29 protein-coding genes are annotated in these 26,950 nt (G+C 42.9%); 18 read left to right on the top strand and 11 right to left on the bottom strand.

Translation table 11 applies throughout. The features are described from left to right. Positions 1-11: 11 nt before the first annotated feature. Together BM358_RS09780 and BM358_RS09785 are read left to right on the top strand one after the other, a co-directional pair. Entirely contained in the window at positions 12-731 is a 720-nt protein-coding gene (locus BM358_RS09780; RefSeq protein WP_013310214.1) for a YebC/PmpR family DNA-binding transcriptional regulator, read from the top strand. Positions 732-824: 93 nt separating this feature from the next. Then, positions 825-1,001: a hypothetical protein gene (locus tag BM358_RS09785; protein ID WP_226887860.1), complete on the top strand. Its 177-nt coding sequence runs from the start codon at positions 825-827 to the stop codon at positions 999-1,001. Positions 1,002-1,065: 64 nt separating this feature from the next. Here the strand turns inward: BM358_RS09785 and BM358_RS09790 are convergent, their stop codons facing one another. The 3 genes from BM358_RS09790 to BM358_RS09800 all read right to left on the bottom strand — a co-directional run bounded on the left by BM358_RS09790 (position 1,066) and on the right by BM358_RS09800 (position 3,207). Next, positions 1,066-2,256 carry an oxalate decarboxylase family bicupin gene (locus BM358_RS09790; protein WP_028541372.1) on the bottom strand — a complete coding sequence of 397 codons (1,191 nt, stop codon included), beginning with the start codon at positions 2,254-2,256 and terminating at the stop codon, positions 1,066-1,068. An 88-nt stretch (positions 2,257-2,344) separates the two neighbouring features. Further along, positions 2,345-2,824, bottom strand: coding sequence for a Cys-tRNA(Pro) deacylase (ybaK, locus tag BM358_RS09795; protein WP_023988482.1), 480 nt, complete (start codon positions 2,822-2,824; stop codon positions 2,345-2,347). A gap of 17 nt (positions 2,825-2,841) precedes the next feature. Next, a complete protein-coding gene (locus BM358_RS09800) occupies positions 2,842-3,207 on the bottom strand; it encodes a ribosomal protein L7/L12 (protein WP_068938727.1) in 366 nt (121 codons plus the stop codon). 283 nt (positions 3,208-3,490) lie between these two features. Here BM358_RS09800 and BM358_RS09805 point away from each other — a divergent pair, with 283 nt between their 5' ends. From BM358_RS09805 to BM358_RS09850, 10 genes are all read left to right on the top strand, one after another. Continuing rightward, positions 3,491-4,399 (top strand): ROK family protein, encoded by a 909-nt coding sequence (locus BM358_RS09805; protein WP_081819211.1) that lies wholly within the window; start codon positions 3,491-3,493, stop codon positions 4,397-4,399. Between the two features lie 35 nt (positions 4,400-4,434). Beyond that, the gene (locus BM358_RS09810; RefSeq protein ID WP_013310225.1) at positions 4,435-5,043 is read left to right on the top strand and encodes a DUF1349 domain-containing protein; all 609 of its coding nucleotides are present in this window, start codon (positions 4,435-4,437) and stop codon (positions 5,041-5,043) included. A 211-nt stretch (positions 5,044-5,254) separates the two neighbouring features. Then, entirely contained in the window at positions 5,255-6,670 is a 1,416-nt protein-coding gene (locus tag BM358_RS09815) for a glycoside hydrolase family 1 protein (RefSeq protein ID WP_023988485.1), read from the top strand. A 305-nt stretch (positions 6,671-6,975) separates the two neighbouring features. After that, complete coding sequence (locus tag BM358_RS09820) at positions 6,976-7,356, top strand: VOC family protein (protein ID WP_023988486.1); 381 nt, start codon at positions 6,976-6,978, stop codon at positions 7,354-7,356. Positions 7,357-7,455: 99 nt separating this feature from the next. Beyond that, positions 7,456-8,043, top strand: coding sequence for a sugar O-acetyltransferase (locus tag BM358_RS09825; protein WP_023988487.1), 588 nt, complete (start codon positions 7,456-7,458; stop codon positions 8,041-8,043). Positions 8,044-8,197: 154 nt separating this feature from the next. Continuing rightward, on the top strand, positions 8,198-8,749 hold the full coding sequence (gene yfcE / locus BM358_RS09830) for a phosphodiesterase (protein ID WP_023988488.1): 552 nt from the start codon (positions 8,198-8,200) through the stop codon (positions 8,747-8,749). A 118-nt stretch (positions 8,750-8,867) separates the two neighbouring features. Continuing rightward, complete coding sequence (locus BM358_RS09835; RefSeq protein WP_028541369.1) at positions 8,868-9,899, top strand: agmatine deiminase family protein; 1,032 nt, start codon at positions 8,868-8,870, stop codon at positions 9,897-9,899. A gap of 29 nt (positions 9,900-9,928) precedes the next feature. After that, positions 9,929-10,804 carry an N-carbamoylputrescine amidase gene (gene aguB, locus BM358_RS09840; protein ID WP_025721082.1) on the top strand — a complete coding sequence of 292 codons (876 nt, stop codon included), beginning with the start codon at positions 9,929-9,931 and terminating at the stop codon, positions 10,802-10,804. Between the two features lie 598 nt (positions 10,805-11,402). Then, positions 11,403-13,424 (top strand): NAD(P)/FAD-dependent oxidoreductase, encoded by a 2,022-nt coding sequence (locus tag BM358_RS09845; RefSeq protein WP_025721079.1) that lies wholly within the window; start codon positions 11,403-11,405, stop codon positions 13,422-13,424. Between the two features lie 190 nt (positions 13,425-13,614). Beyond that, positions 13,615-14,535: an aminoglycoside phosphotransferase family protein gene (locus tag BM358_RS09850; protein ID WP_028541368.1), complete on the top strand. Its 921-nt coding sequence runs from the start codon at positions 13,615-13,617 to the stop codon at positions 14,533-14,535. 51 nt (positions 14,536-14,586) lie between these two features. Here the strand turns inward: BM358_RS09850 and BM358_RS09855 are convergent, their stop codons facing one another. Further along, entirely contained in the window at positions 14,587-15,018 is a 432-nt protein-coding gene (locus BM358_RS09855) for a hypothetical protein (RefSeq protein WP_028541367.1), read from the bottom strand. A gap of 179 nt (positions 15,019-15,197) precedes the next feature. Here BM358_RS09855 and BM358_RS09860 point away from each other — a divergent pair, with 179 nt between their 5' ends. The 4 genes from BM358_RS09860 to BM358_RS09875 all read left to right on the top strand — a co-directional run bounded on the left by BM358_RS09860 (position 15,198) and on the right by BM358_RS09875 (position 18,826). Next, positions 15,198-15,647: an Imm63 family immunity protein gene (locus BM358_RS09860; protein ID WP_028541366.1), complete on the top strand. Its 450-nt coding sequence runs from the start codon at positions 15,198-15,200 to the stop codon at positions 15,645-15,647. Between the two features lie 132 nt (positions 15,648-15,779). Next, positions 15,780-16,763: an ABC transporter substrate-binding protein gene (locus BM358_RS09865; RefSeq protein ID WP_028541365.1), complete on the top strand. Its 984-nt coding sequence runs from the start codon at positions 15,780-15,782 to the stop codon at positions 16,761-16,763. A gap of 33 nt (positions 16,764-16,796) precedes the next feature. Continuing rightward, on the top strand, positions 16,797-17,822 hold the full coding sequence (locus BM358_RS09870) for a FecCD family ABC transporter permease (RefSeq protein ID WP_025721067.1): 1,026 nt from the start codon (positions 16,797-16,799) through the stop codon (positions 17,820-17,822). Next, on the top strand, positions 17,819-18,826 hold the full coding sequence (locus tag BM358_RS09875; protein WP_028541364.1) for a FecCD family ABC transporter permease: 1,008 nt from the start codon (positions 17,819-17,821) through the stop codon (positions 18,824-18,826). The genes BM358_RS09870 and BM358_RS09875 overlap by 4 nt, the downstream gene beginning before the upstream one ends. 61 nt (positions 18,827-18,887) lie before the next feature. Here the strand turns inward: BM358_RS09875 and BM358_RS09880 are convergent, their stop codons facing one another. The 3 genes from BM358_RS09880 to BM358_RS09890 all read right to left on the bottom strand — a co-directional run bounded on the left by BM358_RS09880 (position 18,888) and on the right by BM358_RS09890 (position 21,495). Continuing rightward, a complete protein-coding gene (locus BM358_RS09880; protein ID WP_023988497.1) occupies positions 18,888-19,322 on the bottom strand; it encodes a VOC family protein in 435 nt (144 codons plus the stop codon). A gap of 215 nt (positions 19,323-19,537) precedes the next feature. Next, positions 19,538-20,950, bottom strand: coding sequence for a hypothetical protein (locus BM358_RS09885; RefSeq protein ID WP_028541363.1), 1,413 nt, complete (start codon positions 20,948-20,950; stop codon positions 19,538-19,540). Positions 20,951-20,994: 44 nt separating this feature from the next. Continuing rightward, entirely contained in the window at positions 20,995-21,495 is a 501-nt protein-coding gene (locus tag BM358_RS09890) for a histidine phosphatase family protein (RefSeq protein ID WP_028541362.1), read from the bottom strand. Between the two features lie 218 nt (positions 21,496-21,713). On the opposite strand from BM358_RS09890, the gene BM358_RS09895 reads away from it, so the two are divergent. Together BM358_RS09895 and BM358_RS09900 are read left to right on the top strand one after the other, a co-directional pair. Continuing rightward, positions 21,714-21,911, top strand: coding sequence for a DUF3934 family protein (locus tag BM358_RS09895; RefSeq protein WP_023988500.1), 198 nt, complete (start codon positions 21,714-21,716; stop codon positions 21,909-21,911). A 115-nt stretch (positions 21,912-22,026) separates the two neighbouring features. Then, the gene (locus BM358_RS09900) at positions 22,027-22,719 is read left to right on the top strand and encodes a pseudouridine synthase (RefSeq protein WP_023988501.1); all 693 of its coding nucleotides are present in this window, start codon (positions 22,027-22,029) and stop codon (positions 22,717-22,719) included. A gap of 107 nt (positions 22,720-22,826) precedes the next feature. Here BM358_RS09900 and BM358_RS09905 read toward each other — a convergent pair whose 3' ends face one another. Genes BM358_RS09905 through BM358_RS09920 form a run of 4 tightly spaced genes read right to left on the bottom strand, consistent with a single transcriptional unit; the run spans position 22,827 to position 26,827 of the window. Continuing rightward, positions 22,827-23,927 carry a GerAB/ArcD/ProY family transporter gene (locus tag BM358_RS09905; protein WP_023988502.1) on the bottom strand — a complete coding sequence of 367 codons (1,101 nt, stop codon included), beginning with the start codon at positions 23,925-23,927 and terminating at the stop codon, positions 22,827-22,829. A gap of 12 nt (positions 23,928-23,939) precedes the next feature. After that, a complete protein-coding gene (locus tag BM358_RS09910; RefSeq protein ID WP_023988503.1) occupies positions 23,940-24,167 on the bottom strand; it encodes a hypothetical protein in 228 nt (75 codons plus the stop codon). Between the two features lie 6 nt (positions 24,168-24,173). Further along, positions 24,174-25,382, bottom strand: coding sequence for a Ger(x)C family spore germination protein (locus BM358_RS09915; protein ID WP_028541361.1), 1,209 nt, complete (start codon positions 25,380-25,382; stop codon positions 24,174-24,176). Positions 25,383-25,396: 14 nt separating this feature from the next. Further along, positions 25,397-26,827 (bottom strand): spore germination protein, encoded by a 1,431-nt coding sequence (locus BM358_RS09920; protein ID WP_023988505.1) that lies wholly within the window; start codon positions 26,825-26,827, stop codon positions 25,397-25,399. Between the last annotated feature and the right edge of the window lie 123 nt (positions 26,828-26,950).

Genomic DNA, 26,950 nt, shown 5'->3' on the forward strand with positions numbered 1-26,950 from the left:
AGCGGGATATTATGGGACGTAAGTGGAATAACATTAAAGAAAAGAAGGCATCCAAGGATGCTAATACGAGTCGTATATATGCTAAATTTGGCGTGGAAATTTATGTGGCAGCCAAACAGGGCGAACCTGATCCTGAATCCAATCGGGTATTAAGAGTCGTTTTAGAACGTGCAAAAACGTACAATGTACCCAAAGCAATCATTGACCGTGCTATTGAAAAAGCAAAAGGTGCTGGCGATGAAAACTACGTAGAGCTTCGTTATGAAGGTTTTGGACCGAACGGTTCCATGGTCATTGTAGATGCACTGACCAATAACGTTAACCGTACAGCATCAGATGTGCGTTCTGCTTTTACTAAAAATGGCGGTAGCTTAGGCGTGAGTGGATCTGTAGCCTACATGTTTGATTCAACAGCAGTTATTGGTCTGGTGGGTAAAACCGCAGATGAAGTGCTGGAGCTGCTGATGGAGGCAGATGTAGAGGTACGTGACATCATTGAAGAAGATGAAGCCGTCATCGTATATGCAGAACCTGATCAATTCCATGCTGTGCAGGAAGCTTTCAAACAAGCAGGAGTGACTGAGTTTACCGTTGCGGAGCTCACCATGCTTGCCCAAAATGATATTTCTCTTCCAGAAGATGCACAGGTTCAATTCGATAAATTGATTGATGCATTAGAAGATTTGGAGGATGTTCAGCAGGTTTACCACAATGTAGACTCTGAGGAATAGTCTTTGTTAATTAGTTTATAAAAACACCGTATTCCGATACGGTGTTTTTTTTGTATAGTCATCACCGGACCTCAGTCGCTAATCTTTGGCGGAGTGGCTGAGATTATCGGGAAAGTAACAGGCCAACCGATTCAGCATATCTCGTTGTCTGATGAAGAGTTGGAAGTGGGAATGGTTCACGCTGGAATGCCTGAAGAGTATGCAGATATGTTGGCGGGATTGGATAGAAGGATACGTGAAAATGGAAGTAATAATGAAGGGGGCAATTGAATCAACCCGTCATATTCAAAAAGAAGGTTCACTGATCTAGTGGCGAGCGTGATACCGTTCCCGGTTATTTCTTTTTAGGGTCATAAGAATAACCAGGATATTTGACGACGGGCCATTTTACCTTTCGTAAGTTAGAGATCACATCAGTACCTACATGTAAATTACTCTGAACCAGTTCTGTTGGCGTGAGAGCCATCCATTGATTCAAGGAAACATCTGCAAAACGGTCACTTTTAAACATTTCAAGAAACCATAGTGAGCTAGAGCCAGTATTTTGAATATAATGACCGTAAGCAAAAGGCACATATCCGACATCTCCGGCTCTAAAATCAAATGTGCGGGCCCCGCCATTACCACCAAAGACAGTCATCCGTCCTTGCCCTGTCAGATAGTATTGCCATTCGTCATTATTGGGGTGCCAGTGCATTTCTCGCATGGCTCCGGGCTCAATCTCAACAAGGGCGGCTGCGATGGTTTTGGAAATCGGAAAATTGGAGGAGTCAACGATTCGTACGCTTCCGCCCGGCGTTTTGATTGGGGGCTGGGCTAGTAATTCATGCTTGAAGGATTGGGGCAATGTCCCGTAAGGAGAGGGAACAGCTTGGCTTTGGATTGAACCGGGAACGGAATCCTGATAGATGTATACTTGATCTTGAGGAATCGCTGCAAAATCAGCTTCTGGTACACCAAAATTTGCAGAAAGTACGTCTTTGGGAGTATGTGCGAACCAATCCGAGATGGATAGGGTGTTCAGATCGGAGAAACTGCCATCATCAAAAACCAGCAAAAATTCGCACCCATTCTCAAGCCCCTGTATAGAGTGCGGAATGCCAGGAGGAAAATACCAGAGATCCCCAGGACCCACATCAGCAATAAAATTACGTCCATTTTGGTCAACTGCCGTAATGCGAGCACTTCCCAACAGCATATATGACCATTCCGCCTGCTGATGCCAGTGAAGCTCACGTACACCACCCGGTGTCAAACTCATATTCACCCCGGCAAGGGTTGTAGCAATAGGTAATTCCCTTACCGTTACTTCTCTTGACCACCCACCATGATTAAGCTGCATATGAGCATCAGAAAAAGAAAATCTCATATTCGGAATGAGACCATTGTCCGTTACGGGGGGAACCAGCATATCAGGATTCTGTAGATCCCTCATCACATCACGTGGACCCTTGTCGATACCCCCAGCACCATCACTTCTGATGGGTTGGGGGATTCTTGCATTTTTCGGGCAATCATTATGCATCATTAGATCTTCCTCTCCAGGTTGAAGCTTGATGAAGTATGGGATAAGAGAAAATACGCATAAAGATTTTATGATCATGTGGTGAGTTTTATGCTGTATGCGTCAGATCTGTAAACTGTGCCTGAATGATTAGAGCTAAATCGTGTGGACTCAACTCCAGTTGGGTCCCAATTTTCCCACCGCTCACAACGATGGCTTCCAGTTCCAATGCAGGCTGGTCGATAAAAGTGGGGTAGAGCTTTTTCATTCCTATGGGGGAGCAGCCACCGCGAATATATCCCGTATACTTTTGCAAATCCTTAACTGGAAGCATTTCAATTTTTTTCTCTCCCGCGGATTTGGCTGCTTTTTTGAGATCAAGCTCTTTATGTACAGGAATCACAAAAACAAACAGATTTTGTTTGCCATGTGCAACCAAAGTTTTGAAAACCATTTCCGGGGCTCTCTCGATTTTCTCAGCCACATTCATCCCGTCTATTTTTCCGTCTTGATGATCATAACTCAAAATATTGTATTGTATATGTTGCCCGTCCAATATGCGCATGGCGTTTGTTTTGCTGGCACTCATCTTATTTCTTCCTTTCTTTAGAGTTTTTCCAAGTGATCCACATAATCCTTTGCATCCTTAAGGGAAAGATCCTTAGCGGTTCTCAGCTCTTTTATGGCTTGAATCTTTTTACCTTCCCTAATTAGCAGGAGCAACCTTTCATTGATATCTTCTGAAGCTCCTGCATCTAGAATATGTGGAGGAGTGGCAGCGATGGTACCTGACAGCGATGCGCCTTGTATTCCTGAACGATTTTCAAGACGCTCCACGTCGGATTTCAAGTCATTAAGCCGAGATTGAAGGCTGTAGACCTTAATTAAAAGTATGACGGAGAGGAGCAACGCGATTATTGCTATATACTCAATAGCTGACAACAGAATCCCCCCAATTTCACTTAGTTTCATCGCAAAGATGCCGCACTAAAAATTTGATTCTTATTTCTAGTATAGCATGATGATCGAAGAGAAGAGGAAAATGTGTACAAATTGACTTTTTGCAGGCAGAGCGTTATATTACAACTTATTATAAACCTTTTAATAAATACTGGAAAAGGAGTGTATTCAAATACAACCAGTCTCCAATAATACCATTCGGGTTAAACAAATTAATGTAGAGTTAGTTAAAAACACACTGAAATCCAAGGAATATGCAACCAAGTCATCCATAGCCAGTATCACAGGTCTTAGTGTGGCAACTTGCGGAAATATTCTGAATGAGCTTCTTCAAACCGGGGAAGTATTAGAGACGGAATTGGAAGAGTCGAATGGCGGACGTCCGGCTAGACGTTACAAATATAACGCTGACTATTCTTATATTATCTGTTTAAATGTGAAAACGGAAGGCGGTATACATTCTCTTACTTATGCTGTTGCCAATTTGCTTGGTGATATCATCATCGAGAATACTTCCAATGTGCCTCATATTGATTATGAGGTCATAGAAACCCAAATTGGAGAGCTGATTAATAACTATGGAAACGTCAAAGCCATTGGGATTGGCATCCCCGGGGTTGTTCATCAAGGGATTATCGATGTTTGTGATCTCGAGCTGCTCATAGGAGTCCCTGTAGGTCCACGGCTTCAAGATAAATACGGATTAGAAGTTACCATTGAAAATGATATGCATTTGACAGTCTACGGATTTTATAACATGCAGAATTATGATGAGGATAAAACCTTTGCTATTGTTACGTTTCCCAAAGACAATTTCCCCGGCGCGGGTTTTATTGTCGATGGACATTTGTTAAAAGGAAATACCAAATTTGCTGGGGAGGTTTCCTTCTTACCCTTTGATTTAACAAGAGAGGAACAGCTTAAACAGTTAAATAGCACAGAGGGATTTGTTCCTTTGGCGATCAAAACGATAACTTCCATTATTGCGATCATAGACCCTGTATCTATCGCTTTGACTGGAGAGTTATCCAAGCCGACTCTGTTGGACGATATTTATAACGGCTGTCTAAAAGATGTACCCAAAGAACATATGCCCGAGATTTTTGTGAAAAACGATACGCATGATGAATACATGCGTGGGTTGATTTCGGTGACCCTTGAAAGTCTGACGTACAATTTGCAATTGGTGGAGAAAAGGAAATAGGGCATCGTTTAATAAAGCATGAGAGGATGAGATTAATGACTCAAAAATCGATTGCATGGACTACAGGGACATGGACTAATCACCCTGTATCATCCATAGAAGAAGATCAGTTCCTTAAAGTTGAAACCAGAGAAGGAAGCGACTACTGGGAAAAAACTTTGTATGGATTTGAACGCAGTAGCGGACATTCCCTGCTTACAGACTGGGAAGAAGGCTCTGCCATCGAAGTCACGTTTCAATTAGGCTCATTTACGGAGCTCTACGATCAGGCAGGTATAATGCTGTATCAAGGACAGCAAAAGTGGATTAAAGCCGGAATCGAATTAAATGATGGAATTCCTCAACTGGCAGTCGTAGTCACGGATGGCTATTCCGATTGGTCATTAGCTCCTGTACCTGATTGGGTAGGGAAAAATGTGACGATTCGTGCTTCACAGCTACAGGATGCAGTTATCATTAGAGCCCGAACCGAAAATCAAAGCTGGCGCACCGTACGTGTAGCACGTTTTCCTTATGAAACGGGACAACAGGCGGGTCCTTTTGCCTGCGCGCCGACTCGAGCCGGCTTTCAGGTTATCTTTACTCGCTGGGTAAGCACTGAACCAGATAGAGATATTCATGTAGATCCGCCATTTGAAGAATAGCCATTTTACTCAATAATAGAAGAGTTATAAATATGGGAGTAATTATTGGAGATAATACAATTATAAGCTCTGGAAGTTTTTAAAATAATACTTGACATGAAACGCGTTACAAACCTTAAGATTCAATTAGAAGTACTTTATAACACATTAGCATAGAGGTAACGTATTTCTATCCTAGTTAATGAAAAACATCAGCAAAGGCGGAGAAAATATGAGTACACAGTTTCCAAAAGATTTCCTGTGGGGCGGAGCAGTTGCTGCTAATCAGCTCGAAGGCGCTTATCAAGAAGATGGAAAAGGCTGGTCCATTCAGGATGTAACTCCTCGTGGTGGCTGGGGGCCCGTTACGGATGTACCAACAGAAGATAACATGAAATTGATCGGTATTGATTTTTATCATCATTATAAAGAAGATATCAAACTTTTTGCGGAAATGGGCTTCAAAGTATTCCGTACTTCTATCGCATGGTCACGTATTTTCCCTAAAGGTGACGAACTGGAGCCTAACGAAAAAGGCTTGCAATTTTATGATGATTTGTTTGATGAACTTCACAAATATGGAATTGAGCCACTCGTTACATTATCTCACTATGAAACACCTTTACATTTGTCCAGAGAATACGATGGTTGGGTAAACCGTAAGCTTGTTGATTTTTATGAGCGCTATGCTACAACTGTATTTAATCGCTACAAAAATAAAGTTAAATACTGGTTGACTTTCAATGAAATCAACTCCATTCTTGAAGCACCATTCATGAGTGGAGGAATTAGCACACCAAAAGATCAACTTAGTGAGCAAGATCTTTATCAAGCTATTCACCATGAGCTTGTAGCGAGTGCAAGAGCAGTAAAAATCGGTCATCAGATCAACCCTGATTTCAAAATTGGCTGTATGGTGCTGAGCATGCCTACTTATCCGCTGACACCTAATCCGGACGATGTGATTGCTGCGATGGAATTTGATCACAGAAACATGGCATTTGCCGATATTCACGCAAGAGGTCAATACCCAGGTTACATGAAACGTTTCTTTAAAGAAAACGGAATTTCTATTCACTTTGAACCAGGTGATGCCGAAGATTTGAAGCATACCGTTGATTTTATCTCGTTCAGCTATTATATGAGTACTTGTGAGACAGCTGACGAAGCTAAAAAAGTCAAAGGTAAAGGTAACATCCTTGGTGGTGTCAGCAATCCGCATCTCGAGGCAAGTGAGTGGGGCTGGCAAATTGATCCGCAAGGTCTGCGTTATGTCCTGAATACATTCTATGATCGCTTCCAAAAACCACTGTTCATCGTTGAAAATGGCCTGGGCGCCGTTGATGAACTGATCACGAATGAAAAAGGCGAAAAAACGGTTGAAGATGACTACCGAATCAACTACCTGAATGATCATTTGGTTCAAGTTGGAGAAGCTATTGAGGACGGAGTAGAGGTTTTGGGCTACACGTCTTGGGGATGTATTGACCTTGTCAGCGCATCGACCGCTCAGCTTAAAAAACGTTATGGCTACATTTACGTAGACCGTCATGATGATGGCAGCGGTACACTTGAAAGATATCCGAAGAAATCGTTCCATTGGTACAAAGAAGTTATTGCTACGAACGGTGAAAGCTTGAAACGTTAATTTATAAATAAACCAGTGATTAAGTATTAAATTTACAATGAAGGCTTATAGATAGCGACCGCTTCTTCTCTTTTACGAAGCGGTCGCTAATTTTTTAGGGGTATTAGCAACCGGGTTACAAGCTGAGGACGAAAGAGCTTTCATGAATGATTCGTAAGCGTTATTTATTGGTAATTGATGATAAATAGATTGGACAAAAATTAATTACTGAGATATATTGAGACTTATTAAAACGTTAATAATAACGATGTTAAAAATTGAGTCCAGTATAAATTAATGATGAGGGCTGCAGAAGGAGGAAAATAATGAAGATTGAGCATGTAGCGATCTGGGTGAGAGACTTAGAAAAGATGAAAAGCTTTTACGAGCAATATTTTGATGGAAAATCTAACGATAAATATTATAACGCTACAAAAGGATTTGAGTCCTATTTTATCACCTTTGAGGATGGAGCAAGGTTAGAGGTTATGCGTAAAACGGGAGTAGATCATTCACCACAGATAAATATTACGGGCTGGGCTCATGTGGCATTTTCCGTTGGAAGTAAAGCACGGGTGAATGAAAAGACAGAGCAGCTCATGCATGCAGGATATGAAGTTGTGGGTCAGCCAAGATTGACAGGTGACGGCTATTATGAAAGCGTAATTAAAGATCCAGAAGGTAATTTGGTGGAAATTTCAATGTGAGTAGCTTTCCAGTTCTGAAGAGTGAGCATGTGGAATCCTACAATGAAGCTTTAAAAGAAATCTGAATTCTGTATCTAAATAAGCAAAGCGAGGATGGACATGACAGAAAAAGAAAGATCACAACTAGGACTCCTATACAATGCTAATTATGATGAAGAGTTAATTGAAGAACGTTTACACGCTAAAGTTCTCTGCCACGAATATAATCAGCTCCATCCTAGAAATATCGAAGAACGAGAAACACTCATCAAAACTTTACTTGGGAAAACAACTGATAGATTCTTGATTGAGCAACCTTTCGTATGTGACTATGGCTATAACATTGAAATCGGTGAAAATTTCTATAGTAACCATAATCTAGTTTTGCTTGATGGGGCAAAAATCGTTTTTGGTGATCATGTGTTTGTTGCTCCTAACTGCGGATTTTATACTGCGGGTCATGCTCTTGATGTAGAACAACGTAATGAGGGATTGGAGATTGCATTTCCAATTACAGTCGGCAATAATGTGTGGATCGGTGGTAATGTCAGCGTTCTGCCTGGTGTTACTATAGGCGATAACTCCATTATCGGTGCAGGAAGTGTTGTTACCAAAGATATCCCTTCTGGTGTGATTGCTGCTGGAAACCCTTGCACGGTAATCCGTAAAATCACCGAAGATGATAAGACCAAGTACAAAAGGAACTAATAATAAACTACAGCTCACTCGGAGCTGTAGTTTATTTTCTTAAAAGAGTATTATCAAACGAGAGAAAATTTTTGCACAGATTTGTTCAGGGAATAATGCAATAATGTACTTAAGTGGAATGTTTTTTAGCCTATTCAGAAAGGAAAGAACAATCATGAAATTGATGTTTATTTCAGATATTCACGGCTCGCTGCACTGGTTGCAATTGGCACTGGAAAAGTTCAGGGAGGAGAAAGCCGATCGTCTTGTCTTGCTCGGAGATTATATGTACCACGGACCACGTAATCCGTTACCAGAAGGGTATAATCCGGCAGAAGTGGCCGCTCTGCTGAATAAGTACAAGTCCCACATTGCGGTTTCTGTGCGCGGGAATTGCGATGCAGAGGTGGATCAGATGCTACTTGAGTTTCCTATGATGGGTGATTATGCTTGGCTGTACCATGAAGGACGGAGAATCTATGTCACGCACGGACATGGCTTTAGTATCGGAAATTTACCACCACTGGAAGCGGGAGATGTGTTCATCCAGGGACATACTCATATTCCGGTAGCGGATGTGGAAAATGGGGTCTTTATACTGAACCCCGGTTCGATCTCGCTGCCAAAAGATAACTATCCATCCTCTTACGGTGTGCTGGAGGGAGCACATTTCACTGTGAAGGATTTTGATGGGAATACGGTGAAAGCAATCACGTTTTCAAAGTAATTTACCCAAATGTGATTGTAAATTATTAAAACTTTTCCGCTTCGATTGAGACAAAGATCATATTATTGTATGATAGGAGCGGAGTCTACATTATGAAAAAGAAAGAGAGCTTCAATACATGCAAATTAAGGATTCACATTATAAGATGCCGCCTGAATGGGCGCCACATGAACGCACGTATATTTCTTGGCCTGTAAAATCTTCAATGGTTTACCCAAATATGCATGCTGATGTATGCAAGGGCTATGCCGGAATTGTACGCGCCATGGCGGAATTTGAACCAGTTACTGTGGTCGTAAATCCGGATGATCTGGAGAGCGTTAAGGCGCTTGAACTTGGGGAACGTGTAGAACTGCTGCCGATTGAACACAGCGATGCGTGGCTGCGTGACAATGGCCCTACTTTTCTCACAGACGAGCATGGTCAGCTGGCAGGTGTAAACTGGAAGTTTAACGCCTGGGGTGGTAAATACGCTCCATGGGACCTGGATGATCAGGTTGCGCCGCAAATTTTGGACAAACTTGGAGTTCCACGGTTTGATGCACCGCTTGTGATGGAAGGCGGCTCACTGCACGTAGATGGCGAAGGCACACTGATTACAACCGAAGAGTGTTTGCTCAATTCCAACCGAAATCCGGAATTAAGCAGAGAAGAAATTGAACGGTATGTATGTGAGTATACAGGTGTAGAGAAAATAATTTGGCTAAAACGTGGTCTTAGTGGCGACGAAACAGATGGCCATGTGGACAATATTGCTTGCTTTGCAGCTCCTGGCAAGGTCATTATGCAAGTATGTGATGATCCTGAGGATGAAAATTACGAAATCACGCAGGAAAATCTGCGTATTCTGGAGCAAGCAACGGATGCCCAAGGCCGTAAGCTGGAAGTGATTCGGATCGGTCAGCCGCCGCGTGTGGATTATGAAGACAGCCGATTGACACTGAGCTATATTAACTTCTACTTTGTGAATGGCGGTATCATTTTGCCAGTGTTTGGCGGCACTGCCGCTGAGAGCGATCTTGCAGCTGAGCAAGTGCTGGCAAATGTATTTCCAGATCGCACCATTCGGACTGTAGACGGTATGGCGGTCATCCGTGAAGGCGGTAACGTACACTGTACGACCCAGCAGATGCCTGCTTTAAAGCGTTGAACGATACAACATCTAAAAGGAGGACTAAAGTGAGAAAAGTAAAAGTGGCAGCGACTCAAATGAGCTGCTCTACCAATATCGAAGAAAATATAAGCAAAGCAGAGAAGCTAGTACGTGAAGCGGCTGCGCAGGGCGCACAAATTATTTTGCTGCAGGAGTTGTTCGAGACTCCATATTTCTGTCAGAAGGAAAAGTCTGATTATTATTCATATGCAACTGAGCTGGAGCACAACAAGGCGGTTAACCATTTTAAGAAGATCGCCAAAGAATTACAGGTTGTGCTGCCCATCAGTTTTTATGAAAAGAAAAACTACGCGCGCTACAACAGTCTTGCTGTCATTGACGCAGACGGTGAAGTGTTGGGTAAATACCGCAAAAGCCATATTCCGGACGGTCCTGGGTATGAGGAAAAATTTTATTTTAATCCGGGCGATACCGGTTTTAAAGTATGGAATACACGTTATGCCAAAATTGGGGTAGGCGTGTGCTGGGATCAATGGTATCCTGAGGCGGCCCGCTGTATGGCGCTCATGGGTGCAGAACTTTTGTTCTATCCGACAGCTATTGGCTCGGAACCGCAGGATTCTGCCATTGATTCCAAAGATCACTGGCAGACTTGTATGCTGGGTCATGCTGCTTCCAATCTGATTCCAGTCATTGCTTCCAATCGGATCGGAACTGAAACAGACGAGGACTCCAGTATTACATTCTACGGTTCATCCTTTATTGCCGGGCATCAAGGTAACAAGATCGCAGAAGCGGGTCGTACCGATGAGGAAGTGCTTACTGCTGAATTTGACCTGGATGAGCTGGAAGTAGGACGGATTGAATGGGGCATTTTCCGTGACCGTCGTCCTGAACTGTACAATATGATTGCCACCTATGATGGTGATTTAAAAGTATAATCTAGACAAGTCTCCCTTGACGTCAAGCTGAGGTGTTTCCTTTCTTTGGACGCACCCGGCTTTTCGGGCAGGGGATTTTTGGTTTCTGAATGGAATACTTCTAGTGATGGAGAGGAGGAAGGAAAATAGAAATGAGGCGTAAGGGTATAGACCAATCGCTCGCACAGTTCACAACTTCGAATCTCTCATAAAGCCACAGCCTACGTACCTTTATTCAGAAAAAATGGATATGCCGCAATGTGTGGGCTGCTGGACAAATATGTTAGGGAAGGGATTTTGGAGCGTGTACCCAACGGTTTCAAAAGAACGGATTGGTAGATGGTCCGGAATATAAGCATGATTTTTCACACTAAAGGAACATTCCTCATAGGATTGTTCCTTTTTTATGTCTAAATCCAGTTAATCTATAGACTAAAACTATGATTTGATACATAAAATAGCATTAGAATTTATGGATTAGATGATATAAAATCAAGTCATAAGGAATGATCGTACTCAATAACATCTCGATATTCCCGAAAGTGAAAAAAATCACATATGAGAATGCTTTAATGGAAGCTTGAACATGAAATTTGTAAACTCGCAAGGAGGAAGAACAATGAACCACTATCCTGCTATCTTTGAACCTCTAACCATACGACGCATGACCTTGAAAAATCGGATTGTTATGCCCCCGATGGGAACTAACTTTGCTGCCATGGACGGAAGCTTTGTTCAGGATCATATTGACTATTACGTGCAACGGGCCAAAGGTGGTACCGGCTTGATAACAGTAGAAAATGTTTGTCTGGATTTCCCGATGGGTACAAACGGAACAACCCAGTTGCGTATGGATAACGACCAGTTTATTCCCGGACTGTTTAGATTAACAGAAGCCCTGCACTCTTATGGAGCCTGTGTTTCTGTACAAATTAACCATGCGGGTGCTTCGGCTTATGCGGGACGACTGAACGGAGTTCAGCCTGTATCTTCTTCGAATATTCCTTCTAAAAAGGGCGGAGCTATTCCAAGACCTCTGCAAAAAGAAGAAATTTACGCCATTGTGCGCAAATACGGAGAAGCAGCGGGAAGAGCGCAACGAGCAGGATTTGACTGTGTTGAAATTCATGCGGGACACTCCTACTTGCTGAGTCAGTTTCTTTCACCGATGTATAATAAACGCACGGATGAATTTGGCGGAAGCGCAGAAAACCGTACTCGTTTTGCCAGATTAGTCATTGATGAAATTCGTTCAGTGGTCGGCCCATTTTTCCCTATTTGCTTACGTTTTAGCGCGGAAGAGTTCACAGAAGGTGGGAACACACTGGAAGATACACTCGAGTTATTGGAGTATCTTAATGATGAGGTAGATATTCTGAACGTTTCTGCTGCTCTGAATGATTCCATCCAGTTCCAGATTGACGGGATGAACCTGCCGGATGGTTGGCGCTCATATATGGCTAAAGCGGTAAAAGAAAAATTCGGGAAAGTCACAATGACCTCAGGTAATATTCGGAGCCCACAGGCTGCGCAGGATATTTTGGAGAGAGGTGACGCTGATCTGCTGGCTATGGGTAGAGGGTTGATTGCAGAACCGAACTGGGTGCTTAAAGTGCAAAACGGCTACGAACATTTGCTTAGAAAATGTATCTCTTGCAACATTGGTTGTGCCGATCATCGTATCTCCAAAAGTAAACCGATTTGCTGTACGGTAAATCCGGATCTGTTCAAGGAAGCTGAATACCGGAAACAACGTGTTAAAAATAATGTTCAGGTTGTTGTTATTGGTGGGGGCACTGCTGGCATGGAAGCAGCATGTACGGCAGCTGAAGTAGGCTGCAAAGTAACCCTCTTTGAGGAGAAACCAGAGTTGGGCGGCTTGGCTCGTGATATTGCCCGCTTGCCGGACAAAACACGTATCAATGATTTCCCTGATTATCTGATTCAACGCACCAAACAGTTAACCAATCTGAACATTGTAACAGGGACCCGAGCCGATTTGGCGATGATTAGTGCCCTGAATCCTGATATTATTGTCAATGCGACGGGGGCCACACCACTTCTTCCGCCAATTGCAGGTTTACATGAGCAACTGGGCAAACCGGGCACAAAAGTGTTCTCTATCTTTGATCTTTTGCACAACATGGAGAAATTCCAGGAGTTTGAAGGTAAACGCATTGCTGTAGTTGGTGGCGGAGCTGTGGGACTGGATGTTGTCGAATATTACGCAGAGCGTGGGGCACAAGAGGTTTCCATCATTGAGATGATGCCGCTACTGGGTAAAGACCTGGATATGATTACTCGCATTTCTATGATGAAAATGGTAGAGGAGCGGGAAGTGAACGTCCATACGGAAACAGCTTTGACAGAAGTGTGCAGCGACCGCTTCAAAGTAAAGCATGGAGAACAGGAGTTTGAGATTCCTTTTGATCTTGGATTCGTATGCTTGGGTATGCGTTCGTACAGTCCGCTGATGGACAGCTTGCTCGAATATGGTAAAGAACATCAAGTAGAAGTTATTAATATCGGGGATAGTAAACAAGCTCGTCGTATTATTGATGGCACACGTGAAGGTCGCAATATTTTGAAAACCATTCAACGGGTAGACGAATTTAAACATGAGTTTTCTTATTCTTACTAATTTGACAATACAAGTGATGGGTGTTCACGATGGCAACCCAGTGAATATTGAGGTTGAAGAGACGACTTGTCTTTTCAGCCTTTTTTATTTGAGTTTTTCCTGGAAGAAGATTGATTCCTCTGTCATTTCAAAGGTAAACTATGGAAAGCAAATATAGTAAGTAAGGCTATCTTAACGTGGGGGGATGAGCGTGAATCGACTCTTTAGTGAAATACCGGGTGCCAGCATGTGGAGCAGCGTGGAAGAGATTCATAAAGGCTGGTCTAGTGACAAAAAATATTATATTCAAACCACTGACGGTAGGGACTTGCTGCTAAGAATGTCGGATATGATTCATTATGATAAAAAGAAACGCGAGTTTGAAGCTGTAACAAAGCTGAATCACGTGGAGAATCTGTTCATGTCCCGGCCGCTTGAATTTGGGATTTGTCATGATGGTCAATCTGTGTATTCTCTGTTCACCTGGATCGAAGGGAAAGATGCTGAAGAGATTATCCTCACGTTAACCGCAGCACAACAGTATCAACTCGGAGTTCAGGCAGGAGATGCACTAAAAAAAATGCATGAGATTCATGCGGAGCAAGATCGAGTCCCATGGGCTGAACATTATAATGCCAAAATCAACAGATATATTACAAACTATAAGTCATGCGGTATTCCCCTAAAGGGAGCAGATCAAGCCATAAGCTTTATTGAGAAAAACCGCCATCTATTAGAAAATCGTCCCCAGACTTTTCAGCATGGGGATTATCATGTAGGCAATATGGTGGTTAACCCATCTGGTGAACTGGGTATCATTGATTTTAATAGAATGGATTATGGTGATCCTTGGGAGGAATTCAATAGAATTACCTGGTGTGCAGCATTAAGTCCTTTATTCGCTTCGGGCCGTATCCACAGTTATTTTAATAACCATGTACCTGATTTATTTTTTAGATTAATGGCTCTGTATATTGCAAGCAATCAGCTTTCATCGATTCACTGGGCCATTCCATTTGGCAAAGAAGAGGTAGACGATATGGTGCAACGAGCTGAAGAGGTTTTGGAGGCGTATAATTACTTTCAAACCTATATACCGAAATGGTACGTGCCCAGTTACAGCGACTTGTAAAAGCGAAGACCGCCGCTCCTGGGGAGTGACGGTCTTTTTTTTAGCATTCTATTATTGTTTCTTAATCTTGTACGTAAATTCCCAAACGGCTTGATGACCTGAATAACGTCCACGGTTTTCAGTAACCGTCACTCTTAACTTAACGGTAGAACCTTTAGCAGAAACCGAGGAGACCTTTACATTCTTGGTGGCTTCGCCTTCATCAGGAATTTTGTCTTGTTCCTCAGCGTACGCATACAGCTTTATGCTACCATTCGATTTGACCTTCACCTTCACGCTGTTACCTTCACTAATGGATTGATCTGCCACCTGGGCAGCAATGGCCCATTCGTTGCCTACGTGATCGTTGGATACCAAGGTTGCTTGTTGAAACGTAACGATATACGTTGATGTTGCCGAAGCTGCGAGTGCGTACGTTCCGTTGAATATTAAGGATACCACTACCAATAGAATAGCTGATGCTTTCGTCCATACTCTATTCATTCGCCTGTCTCCTTCAGTTGGATATATTGAGGAAATTCCCTCTATTCTAATTATCGTTTGCATCAAACAGAATTGTTAATGGTTGGTAAAAAAAGAATTTGACTTCTTATTGCATCACTTGTGATCTAACATGATTATGACTTGAATTTATTTAGTAGAGAAAGGGAAGGGAAAATCTGATGAAAAAAATATATAGCGAACAAGAACTCATAGATATGACTATTAAACAGCTTGAACAAACTTCAATATATGAAGACCAGTATGAGCAATATGTAAGACGACCTTTCCGTACGGATTTTTATGATGATCTGAGCCCGTATGTGCAAGTGGGCAAGCGGGGTTATACGCTCCAGATGTATGAAAGAGGCATACAGATGCTGAACAAGCTTACGAAAGAGGAAGAGGATGTGATTTATTGGATCATCGAAGATACAATTCACATCATTGCTCATCTAAATTTGCTTCGCAAATATAAAGTGGATAACATAAATACTCATTTAAAATATACCAAGGAAATCACGAAGGAGCTGACAACTGCAATGAACAAAGCATTTTATGAAATTGGAGGAATCTACCAGGAATGGCATGAAGCGAATAGAAGGGGAGCACTGGAGAACCCATTAAAGTAAAACAAAAAAATAAAGAAACAGTTGACAATCACTAATATAAAATTTACAATTTTATATTAGTGATAATGATTATCAATATCACTAATTTTAAGTATGTTTTGCACTTACTATATTTCAAAGGAGATTTACAACATGCATCGTATGATGAACAAGAAATTTCACATGATTTTATGTGCACTATTCGTAGTGATTTTTGTTATTTCAGGTTGTGGGAATGCTGGCAGTTCCTCTGATTCATCTGCTAAACCCGCGTCGCCCACGAAGAAAGAGGTAAGCAGTGATTCTGATACGCGTACAGTCTCTACGGTAAAAGGAGATGTGAAGGTGCCCGCTAATCCTCAACGGGTAGTCGTGAACTGGTATGTTGGCGATGTATTTACACTAGGGATTAAGCCGGCCGCAGTCATGGGGTGGAAACAAGAAACGATGCCTTTTTACGATAAGTTTAACGACATCCCCAATATCGAAAAGTGGGAAACTGAGGAAATTATGAAGTATGATCCTGATCTCATCATTACATATGATACAAAGGATTATGATAAGCTCTCTAAAATTGCGCCTGTTCTTGTGATACCTGAGGATAAAATGACCTCCCTAGAACGTTTGAAATTTCTTGGTCAGGCCACAGGACATGAAGCAGAAGCAGACAAAGTGATTTCACTGTTTGAAAGCAAGCTGAGTCAGGCCAAAGAAAAACTAAATTCCGACATATTCAAGGACAAAACGTTTAGCATTTTCGAGGACTGGGGCAGTGGCTCCTATGGAATTTATTATGAAACAGGCTCACGTGGAGGAACGTTGCTTTACAATTATCTTGGACTTCACAAACCGGAAAAGCTCAACACATTGGTTAAAAGCTCCGGAGAGCGTCGAGGTTCTTTATCCTACGAGGTAGCTGCTGAATACTTTGGAGATTATGTCCTTTGGTTTAAGCAGGAAGGCAAGGAATCCGAATATGCGAAGACAAAAATCTGGAGCAGTATTCCAGCCGTTAAAAACGGACATATCATCGAAATTCCAGCGAAATATGCAGGACTGTTCTATTATTCGGACGTTGCTAGTATGACGGGGCAGCTAGATTATATTATTAGCAAATTGCTGGAACAGACTAAGTAACGTTGCATAATTGACCAACTAAGGGTGTAATCGATGTCTACTCACAAAGAACCAAATAAAAAAGGAATATTTCATTTTATAGGCTATATGATCATGGGCGTGTTCCTGCTCCTGGTGGTTACCGCAGCATCTATTACCTTTGGTGCTGCGGAAATGAGCTTGAAGCTGGCGTGGGGGGCTATATTTCAGTTTGATCCCAACATTACGGAACATCAGATTATTCACACCTTGCGTTTTCCACGCACCGTGGCAGATATCATAGTAGGGTGCAGCTTGGCTGTGTGTGGGGCAATTATGCAGGGAACCACTCGTAATCCACTAGCGGATTCGGGACTCATTGGCATAAGTTCAGGCTCGACATTTGCTATTGCGTTATGTATGGCCTTTTTGCCTGGTCGCACCTACGGAGAAACCATGCTGTATTCTTGCCTAGGTGCAGCAATCACTACAGGCATTACGTATTACATCGCATCTATAGGCAAGCGAGGAATGACGCCTCAGCGACTGGTGTTAGCAGGAATGTCCATCTCCATGCTTTTTGGTGCGTTTAGTACGTTTATCGCTATTAAGTATGAGATTGGCCAAGCCCTTGATTACTGGTCTGCTGGTGGTACAGCCAGTGCCAAGTGGGGCGAATTAGCTTTTATTGCGCCACTGTTTGTAGTGGGTTTGGTCTGTGCCATCGCGCTTTCTCCCTCGATTACGATTTTGAGCTTCGGGGAGGATGTGGCATCAGGCTTGGGTATTCGTGCGAATAGGATTAAGCTGTTTTCAACCTTAATTGTATTAATTTTAACAGGGTTATCGGTTATTGTGGTCGGCCCTGTTGGCTTCGTTGGTTTGATCGTGCCACACATTATGCGCCATCTGGTCGGAACGGATTATCGGTATATTATCCCGGCCTCAGCTTTGTATGGAGCAGTCTTTCTGTTGGCGGCGGATTTACTCGGACGACTGATCAATCGCCCTCACGAAACACCCCTTGGCATTATTTTTGCCTTGGTGGGCGTACCCTATTTTCTCTACCTTGTGCGCAAGCAGAGGAGGGAGTTTAGTTGAAACTGTCCCGTAATACCAGGGGGATTAGCATTATTTTACTGTTAGTAGTGCTGACGCTGCTAGTGGCTGTACTCAGTATGAATGTTGGGAAAATGAACCTTTCTCCACTCGAAGTTTTCAAGGTCATCATTGGCGAAGGAACGAGCAAACAGAACCTGATCGTGTTTGACTTTCGACTGCCACGTATTGTGCTTTCTATATTGGTAGGTATTGGCATGGGGATATCAGGCTGTATTATGCAAAGCTTGCTCAAAAACGACATGGCCAGCCCGGGGACACTCGGCATCAGCTCAGGCTCAGGGTTATTTGTACTTATGTATATTACGTTGTTCGCTAGTGAAGGATTGCTATCGCCTATTCTTCTTCCAGGACTGGCTTTTGCAGGCGGCCTTACGGCAGCATTTTTGATTTTTTTGTTTGCTTTCAGGCGGGGAAGAGACATCTCGCCTACAGGCTTAATTTTAACCGGTGTCGCTATGGGCAGTGGCTACAGCGCATTATCTCTGATGTTGACACTCCGGCTAGACAAGCAACAGTATGACTTTGCTCTGAGATGGCAGGCTGGAGACCTGTGGGGGGACGACTGGAGCTATATTATGGTGCTGCTCCCGTGGGTGCTTATCATTTGCTTTTACGTTTTTTACAGGTCGAACACACTCAATACGTTGAATTTGGGGAATCAGACAGCATCGGGGCTCGGCGTAGCAATTAAAAGGGAGTTTATCGGCTTGACAATTGCTGCCGTTGCACTCGCTTCTGGTAGCGTGGCACTTGGCGGAAATTTCTTTTTTGTAGGCATGGTCAGTCCCCATCTAGCACGCAAGCTAGTAGGACCCAATCATAAGCTATTGCTACCTACGACGGCATTAGTTGGTGCACTCGTCATTTTGATTGCTGACACACTTACTCGGACGATTAGTTTTGGAGCTGATATTCCAACCGGAATTATTATCACCATACTGGTTACCCCTTATTTCCTTTACTTGCTGTCGAAAGCCAGTTAAATGCATAATGAAAAGACGCTAACCCATGTCCATGCAAAATATGGCTGGGTTAACGTCTTTTTTATTGTTCTTTGGGCGATTCTTCATTGTCATAACTCAATTGCCATTCAATTCCAAACTTATCTTTAAGGCTACCGTAGCATTTGCTCCAGAATGTTTCTTGAAGCTCCATGTTTACGGTCCCCCCTTCTTTTAACTTATGAAAGTACGATCGAATTTTCTCTTCGTCCTTATTGACGATGGCGAGGCTGATGTTGTTTCCGGCTACGAAAGGCATCCCAGGAAAAACGTCTGAAAACATGACATTACTACCATCAATTTGAAGCCGCGTGTGCATGACCAAATTTTTGGCTTCTTCTGGTAGAGGATAATCGGGATTGGGTGGTGCTTCACCGAACGTCATGATATGTGGTTTCTCAGTCCCAAATGCCTCTGCGTAAAACTCCGCTGCTTCGCGACAGTTTCCATTAAAGTTAAGATAAACATCAACAGACATGTGTTTCACTCCTTTATGGCTGATTTTTTACTTGCAAATTCTCACCTATCATTATTAGCCTGTGCAGAAGCAAAAATACTAAGTGTTCATTGACTTTCTAACGTGTAGCCGTTAAGGGGGATGTTAGCGTCTTTTTAAGGGATTGGAATTAAAGTAACCCGCAAAAAGGCTGCTTGTCCTTAAGCAACTATTTTGCGGGTTATTATATGGCTTGTTTAGAGGGAAATCAGGTTTGGAGTGGCAGGGTGATAGAGCAGATGACGTGAAATATCGCCGGGATGCTGTACGAAAAGTGGTCCCCAAGCAGGATTGGTATCGTGCATCAGCTTTAACAGGGACAGCATCCGATTAAATATAACCTGCAGATCCGCTTCCCGGGAAAGTCCCTCGGTAATAGCAGCAGCTACCACATGCGCGGCGTAGAAGCCAGAGCGGTGCTCGTCGGTAAGAGAACCGGTGGTTTGCAGCAAGGTACGTAAAAGTGCGGCGACGCTCTCATCCTCGTTTCTCCAGTTTTGGATTTCATCCAGACTGTGATTTTCAAGGCTTGCAAGTTTAGTCTTCATAATGGCTTCAGCTACAATTCGTGCAGAACGTTTTGCTGTATTAGCGTCGATGGCTCTGCCGTTAAGCTTAATATTTGATAGATCCTTGTCGACTTCCGATTCAATGACTTCTGCCCATGCTCCAGCTTGGTCGAATTCCAAAAGTGCAGTGGCGTAGGCACCCAAATATCCCCGTAAAATATCTGCAGCATGTGGATCACGGGTAGGTCCTTCATTTCGAAGTTGAGCTCTTCCCGAAAAGGCGGCATTCATACCCCGGAAATAACCGATTAAGCCAATGGCAGCTGCTGGTCCCAGATTAAGGACACCCAATACATCCGAGGCGGTTTCATCAATGCGGGAAGCCCAGTAGTCCGGTAGTCCTTGTCCGATGTTTTCGCTGTTTAATCTGTTTCTAACGACATTGGCCAACTCTTGAATTAGACCCAGATCAGCATGCAAAATGTCATGACCACATACTTCATGCGGGATACTGGACCAAGCCAGCAGTCCATTTGTCGCATGCGCAGGAGGAAGACTGACAATCGCTGCTTGCACTTTAAATACTGCTGTGGCATCAGCGGGCCATGTGTACGGGCCATTTTCCGGCTCTCCCCATTTAACAAGTGCTGGAATAATACTGAGATCCGGTTCTTTTATTCCTTCACGATCTTCTGCGCTAAGAAAACCGTCATACAGGTCACTCACAATCTCCTGAAAAGCATCGGTCGCAAGTGCATTGTAGCCTTCTCCGTTTTGCAGAATGCTCTGAGCGATATCCAGCATGAGTCCGGCAGCTCTAGTTCTACTTGGGTCCTGAATCAAAATTTCAGTGAAGCCCTGTTGCCCAAGCTTGTCCAATTCCTTAATAAACGGAATCGCGACCGTTTCCTGATATATTTTCGGCAGTTTGGCTTTTGCCGCATGGAGTCTTCCCATCAATTGGTGATAATCCGTAGGGGCTGCCGGCCCCTGAAGATTGGAGAGAACCGCCTTTTTCACATTTTCGATACAAACAGACATGTTGGATACGTCGGGTTTGGTAACAGCGGTGATGCGATTTCTTTCGAGCATTCCTTGCATAATTAGATGACCTCCCAGTTTTTTTTGAATTAAACTACAACAGTTTACTCTGTACTCCACAAATGCTTCGCCTGACATTTTCCATCACTAAAAGTTAAAAGATAGAGATCTGGATTCGTGATTTCCTCCAGAATAAAATCTGGAGCATAATGATGCAGCAGGAGTGTTATGATCAAGCGATGGGTGACTAACAGAAAGGTGTGTCGACCGCTCTCCAGCAATTCTTCCGTTAAGGCAGTGACCCGGGTGTTAACCATTTTTTCAGACTCTTCAGCCGTAACTTCGGGCACCCCTCGTTCTCTAAGACGATCTTCAGGTGGATCAAGTTTGATGTTTAATCGTTCTTCAATGATTTCCGCTGTCTGCCAAGCTCGTTTATACGGACTGGAAATCAAACGGTCTACATGCAAGCCATCCATATGCAGTAGAAAATCCGCCAACTGCTTGGCTTGCTCGAAGCCCTCTGGAACTCTGAGCGGAGCATCCGGCTCATTACCAGTCCCAATACCGTGACGAACCACAAACAGGCTTACGTCATTATTCATCCTGTATCCTTCTTTTCTAGAGAAAATTAGCCATTTAAGTGGGGGAAAAGAAAGCTTTTTTCGCGGCCTACAATAACATGTGTGAGCTTTCACATGATTATGTGCTCCTTTATTTGGCACAGTTTATGCTTCAATTTTTTAAAACAAATGGGCATTATGATCAAAGTAATGGTATGATAGCTTAGTTAAATCTGAACGACTAGTAATGGAGTGATCATATGGGTGGAAAAAGCAAGGGCGGCGGGACCGGCAGAGGTACAGGTAGTAAGGGCTGGACACGCTGGAACAAAACTGCGAAGCCAGTAAGGACAAAAAGCGCTTCTACAAGCGCACCGGGAAGCAAAGCGGCAGGTGGTACAAAAGGCGGCACTGCCAAACCAACAAGGAATAAAAGCGGCGGCAGCAGTAGCAAATAAGCCGGGAAAGTATAAGTTGTCGTAAACGGCGAACATCTGATTAAGCAAGAACAATCAGGTGTTTTTTTAATTATTTTACTTATACTCGCATATTATAATCAGAAGCAGGTGAATCGTGAGAATTAACAAGTACATAAGTGAGACAGGATTTTGCTCACGTCGGGAAACCAATAGGTTGATTGCAGCAGGACGAATTACGATTAATGGAAATGTTTGTGAAGCGGGCGCAGAAGTAGAGCCACAGGATATCGTGCTGATTGATGGAAAAGCTATTCCGCTTAATTCCATTGAACCTGTATATTTGGCTCTGAATAAGCCTATAGGCATTGTTTGTACCGCAGCGGAGCAAGTGGCTGGCAATATTATTAGTTATGTCAATTATCCTTCACGTATCTTTGCCATTGGCAGGCTGGATAAAGCGTCAGAGGGACTCATTCTATTAACCAACGATGGAAGCATTGTCAATCAAATGATGCGTTCCGAGCATGGTCATGAGAAGGAATATATAGTGACTGTAGACAAACCTGTTACAAACGAGTTTACGCAGGCCATGTCTCGTGGCGTTGAAATATTGAACGTCATTACCAAACCGTGCAAAGTTGATCGTACGAGCGAATACGAGTTCCGCATTATTTTGACGCAGGGTCTGAACTTGCAAATTCGCAGAATGTGCAAGGCCTTGGGGTACAGGGTGCTAAAGTTGGAACGTATTCGAATTATGAATATTACCTTGGATCATCTGGAACGTGGGCAATGGAGACATCTGGAGAGGGAGGAACTGGAGTTACTTCTTGCTAAATTGCAATAATGATTACAACAAGAGCAAGTCCCCTAGCCCAATAGGCATCTTCCATGTCCTTTGGACGTGGTGGAGAGGCTGGAATTGGACAGTATGTTCATACGGTCAATGCAACTTTAGTGATACTTTTTACGGAATTTCAACGAGCCGCCTACCTTACCCACCAGCCATAGCACAATAGGAAACACGATACCGAAAATCATGGCGTAAAAAGGCCATACTGAAAAAAACTTGATTAAAAATTGCATATTTGGCCAAATAGAATGAACCATTGCCATTGCGATTAGGATCAGAGGAACTAAGAGAGAGTTAGCGCTTCGAAGACGAAAAGCATCTGCAAGCCCTTGCGCTGAAACATATAAAAGCAATGCGAGTCGGAAAAAAATGGTAACAAACCAGAACACTGCAACGACAATTTCAAACCGTTGAAGAAACTCCCCGTTACTGATTGTTCGGCTAATAAAATAAGTAGGAAACGTCAAATTAGATACAACACCTTCACTCATCACGGCGATTATTTGTAGAACCATGAAAAAATACATGCCGCCGCTAATCAAAGCACATGTAATCACTGTCTTTCTCCACTTCTTTGGATCGGGAATGTACTGTGCAAAAAAAAGATACAGAATTGCTTCAAGGTAGGGAAAGGCAAACAAATTGAACGAAGCGAGAACGATAGGGTTCAAACCATACTCAAAAATAGGGAGCACATTATTTATGTTGGTCTCAGGAAGAAGGGTAATCCTGACCAAAAGATATAGAACCAGAAGGAAAAAAAACAGGATTTCCGCACAACGGCCAATTACAGCAGGGCCTGATCGAACGGCGAAATAAATGACTATAAGCATGATGAAATATATCGCGTCGGAGGGAGTTTCCGGCATAATATCTATTGTGATAAAGTCGCCTAGATTTCGAAGCGTCATGATGAACACAAGAAAGGGAAAGAAAAAAATGAAAACGATGCTAATCGTCCCGCCCAAGGGACCGAAGAGGCAACGGAGATGCTCTACGAAAGATTTCCCCTGTATTTGCCTAGCGATGGAGGCATATAAAGGTATCAATAACAGATGGAAACCTAAGGAGACTGGGATGGAGAGCCAGGCATCTTGTTTAGCGGCAGCAGTAATTGCCGCTGGGAGCACCAGATATGCGCTTCCTATTTGATATAATGTAAACCACATAATAGCTTGTCTAACGGTCAAGTTGGAATTCATTCCAATGCCCCCTTAAGATAACATTTCTATAAGTAACCGGCTTACTGGTTGGAATAGGATTCGAATGCCCGTCAGTGGAGTCGGCAATTCAATGTTGGCGATCCGTAGGATAATCAATATAACGCCTATAGTCAACAATACCGAGCTGAATACAATTTCACGCACATATTGTTTCTTCTTGAATTTTTTAAACTCATACAGCGATGTTAAAATGGAACTTACGAGAATCACATAAAGCATATGTATTCACTCCTGATTGTGTAGTCCCATATCGATTGGACTGGCGATTTCTCCGAACCGGATCAAACGATAATTGAGCTGAATATCCACTTTAAGCGTTTGGAATTTTTGTGACCAATCCTCTTTCCATCTATGCCATTCACGCGGGAACTTGCGGTGAAAAGCTTCTCCAAACCCGAATATATCGGAACCGATGTGTTGTGCATTTCGAATGCCTTCCTTCAAAGACTGTTCCAGATGCTCTTTAGCTGATTTTTGAAGATCTCTAAATGTCTCTTCATTCTTAAGGTTGGCATTGCACGAGACCGTTCCGACATTGGATTCTGTATCCACAATAAGAGAAATGTGCGGCTCATGGTCTATTATTTCTGGACGCATTTTTACTTTGGAACGGATTACTTCAACAACAAATTTTCCATTGGAATACGGACAATCGATGGAAGCTACGGTGCTGGAAACACGGTTGGATATATAGGTAAAGGCTTTACTTTGTGAATCATCCATCCAATTGAGAAGTCGATCGCCCTTGAAAACACCAATTCCAGTGAAAAAATATTTAACATGTTGGGGCGACTTTGTCACATTATCAATAGTTAGGCCTTTTTCTAGGTTTGTCAGTCGAATACCGGTGAGGACTGGTTCAATGCCATCCTCCGTAAATTTCTGCAAAAGATCTTTTACATTGACCGCGGAAGTTGGAGCCCATGCTTTTTCAGAAAGCCTTAATGCCTTATACATATCCATTGCAGGCAAGATCTCGGTTGGAGCTACAAAAGTAACGGCCTCCTTTGCCGAGTTTTCTCTGACAACCGCTAAATAGAAATCAGGCCGAACTTCATGATCACGGAATAGAAAGTCCAGCGGCTCCTTGATTCCTTTTTTTGCTGTTTTTTCATCGAAAATTACAAATTTTAAGTGGGACATATACAATTTTCGGGAGGATTCCGTTGTTAATTTTCGAATAGCTTCAAATATGGTATCGGCGCGTTTGGAAAAAACGATCGTTGGCGTCCGTTCCATGGGGGAATTCCGAGACATTTGCGATGGGTCAACCACTTGTAGACTGACTTCATATTGGTCATCCACTGCATCAATACCCATAGCCATCACGACGGAAATTGCGCTCAATTCCTTATTGTTCCAGCAACCCGTAAGAAACACCATTAGCCAGGTGCACATTAACAGTAACAAAATGGTGGATCGGTACGAGTTCATGATGGTCTACTCCTTTAGTTTTTGCGATGTTTTTTTTTAGTTCTATATGGAAAACGCAATATTGCGTCCTTCTGCTCCGACGATTTGTAATTGGCAAAGGGGCTCAAATACGGTACACCGAATGAATGAAGCCCATTCAGATGCACAAAGAGCATGAGGATACCAACAGTCAATCCGTACACACCAAACATAGCGGCTATGCCTATGAAAGCGAAACGTAATATACGGATAGGAATGGAAAAGGTGTACGAGGGAATGACAAAGCTCGAAATGGCAGTTATTGCAACAACAATGACCATAACAGCCGAAACGATGTTTGCTTCTACAGCTGCTTGGCCAATTACTATTGACCCGACAATAGAAACGGCTTGACCGACCGTCCGTGGCATACGAAGACCTGCCTCCCTCAGAATTTCAAAAACCACTTCCATGATCATCGCCTCAATAAATGCTGGAAACGGAACTCCTTCACGTTGCGCGGATAAGCTTAATAACAAAACTGTTGGAATCATATCCTGATGGAATGTCGTTAATGCGACATAAATGGAGGGAGCCAACATACAGATTGCCAGGCAGATATACCTTAATATTCGAATGATACTACTGTAAATAAAGGATTGATAATAATCTTCTGCGGATTGAAGGAAATCTACAAACACCGCAGGTGCAAGGATGGCGAAGGGAGATCCATCCACAAATATCGCAATTTTCCCCTCCATAATTCCTGCTGCAATAGAGTCTGGGCGATCAGAATTATAAAAGAGCGGAAATATCGTGAGTTGTTTATCTTCTTGGAGACATTCTTCCAAATATTCGCTTTCAAGCACACCTTCTACATGCATGTCCTTTAACCTGGATATCATGTCCTGCACCTTTTTTAGGTCAGCCACCTCATGTAAATACATGACCGATATATCGGTCTTGGTTTTTTCGCCAACTTTTATGGTAGTTAGACGTACTCTTGTATCCTTCACCCTTCGACGAACCATAGTCGTATTCGTACGTAAAGTTTCTGTAAACGACTCTTGCGGACCTCTGACCACAGGCTGCGTCTTCGAGTCCGTAATGCTGCGTTCTTCCCATCCAGGCAAAGAAATGACCAATCCTTCATCCGTATCGTTCAGTAGTAGGAGAAGACCACCTGAGAGGATCTGTTCCAAGGCATCTTCAAAGTTTTGAGTAAAGCTTGCTTCACCAATGTCCAAAATTGCGTTTTTCAATAACGGTAAAGTGATCTCGTCAGAGGAAACACGATCATGCAACGGACGGATCACGTTGTCCTGTACCTTTTGCATGTCAGTCATTCCATCCAAATAAAAAAGAGCGGCGTGTTTATGGCCAGTCGTGATCTCACGAACAATAAAATCCGAACTGTTTCCCATGAAGTCACAAATGAGATCGATATTCTGGCATAATTGTCTTGAAAATTTGGTATGTAACTTCATTTTCACCCTCCTCAGATACGTAGTATTAACAATAATCCGAAATAATACCACAATAATCCATGATTATGTTTGTTGTCGGTAAGGTTAAAAACATCTTTAACGGTAGAGGATTCGGGCTAAGTA

This window comes from Paenibacillus sp. cl130, from assembly GCF_900116035.1.
Classification (GTDB): Bacteria; Bacillota; Bacilli; order Paenibacillales; family Paenibacillaceae; genus Paenibacillus; species Paenibacillus polymyxa_B.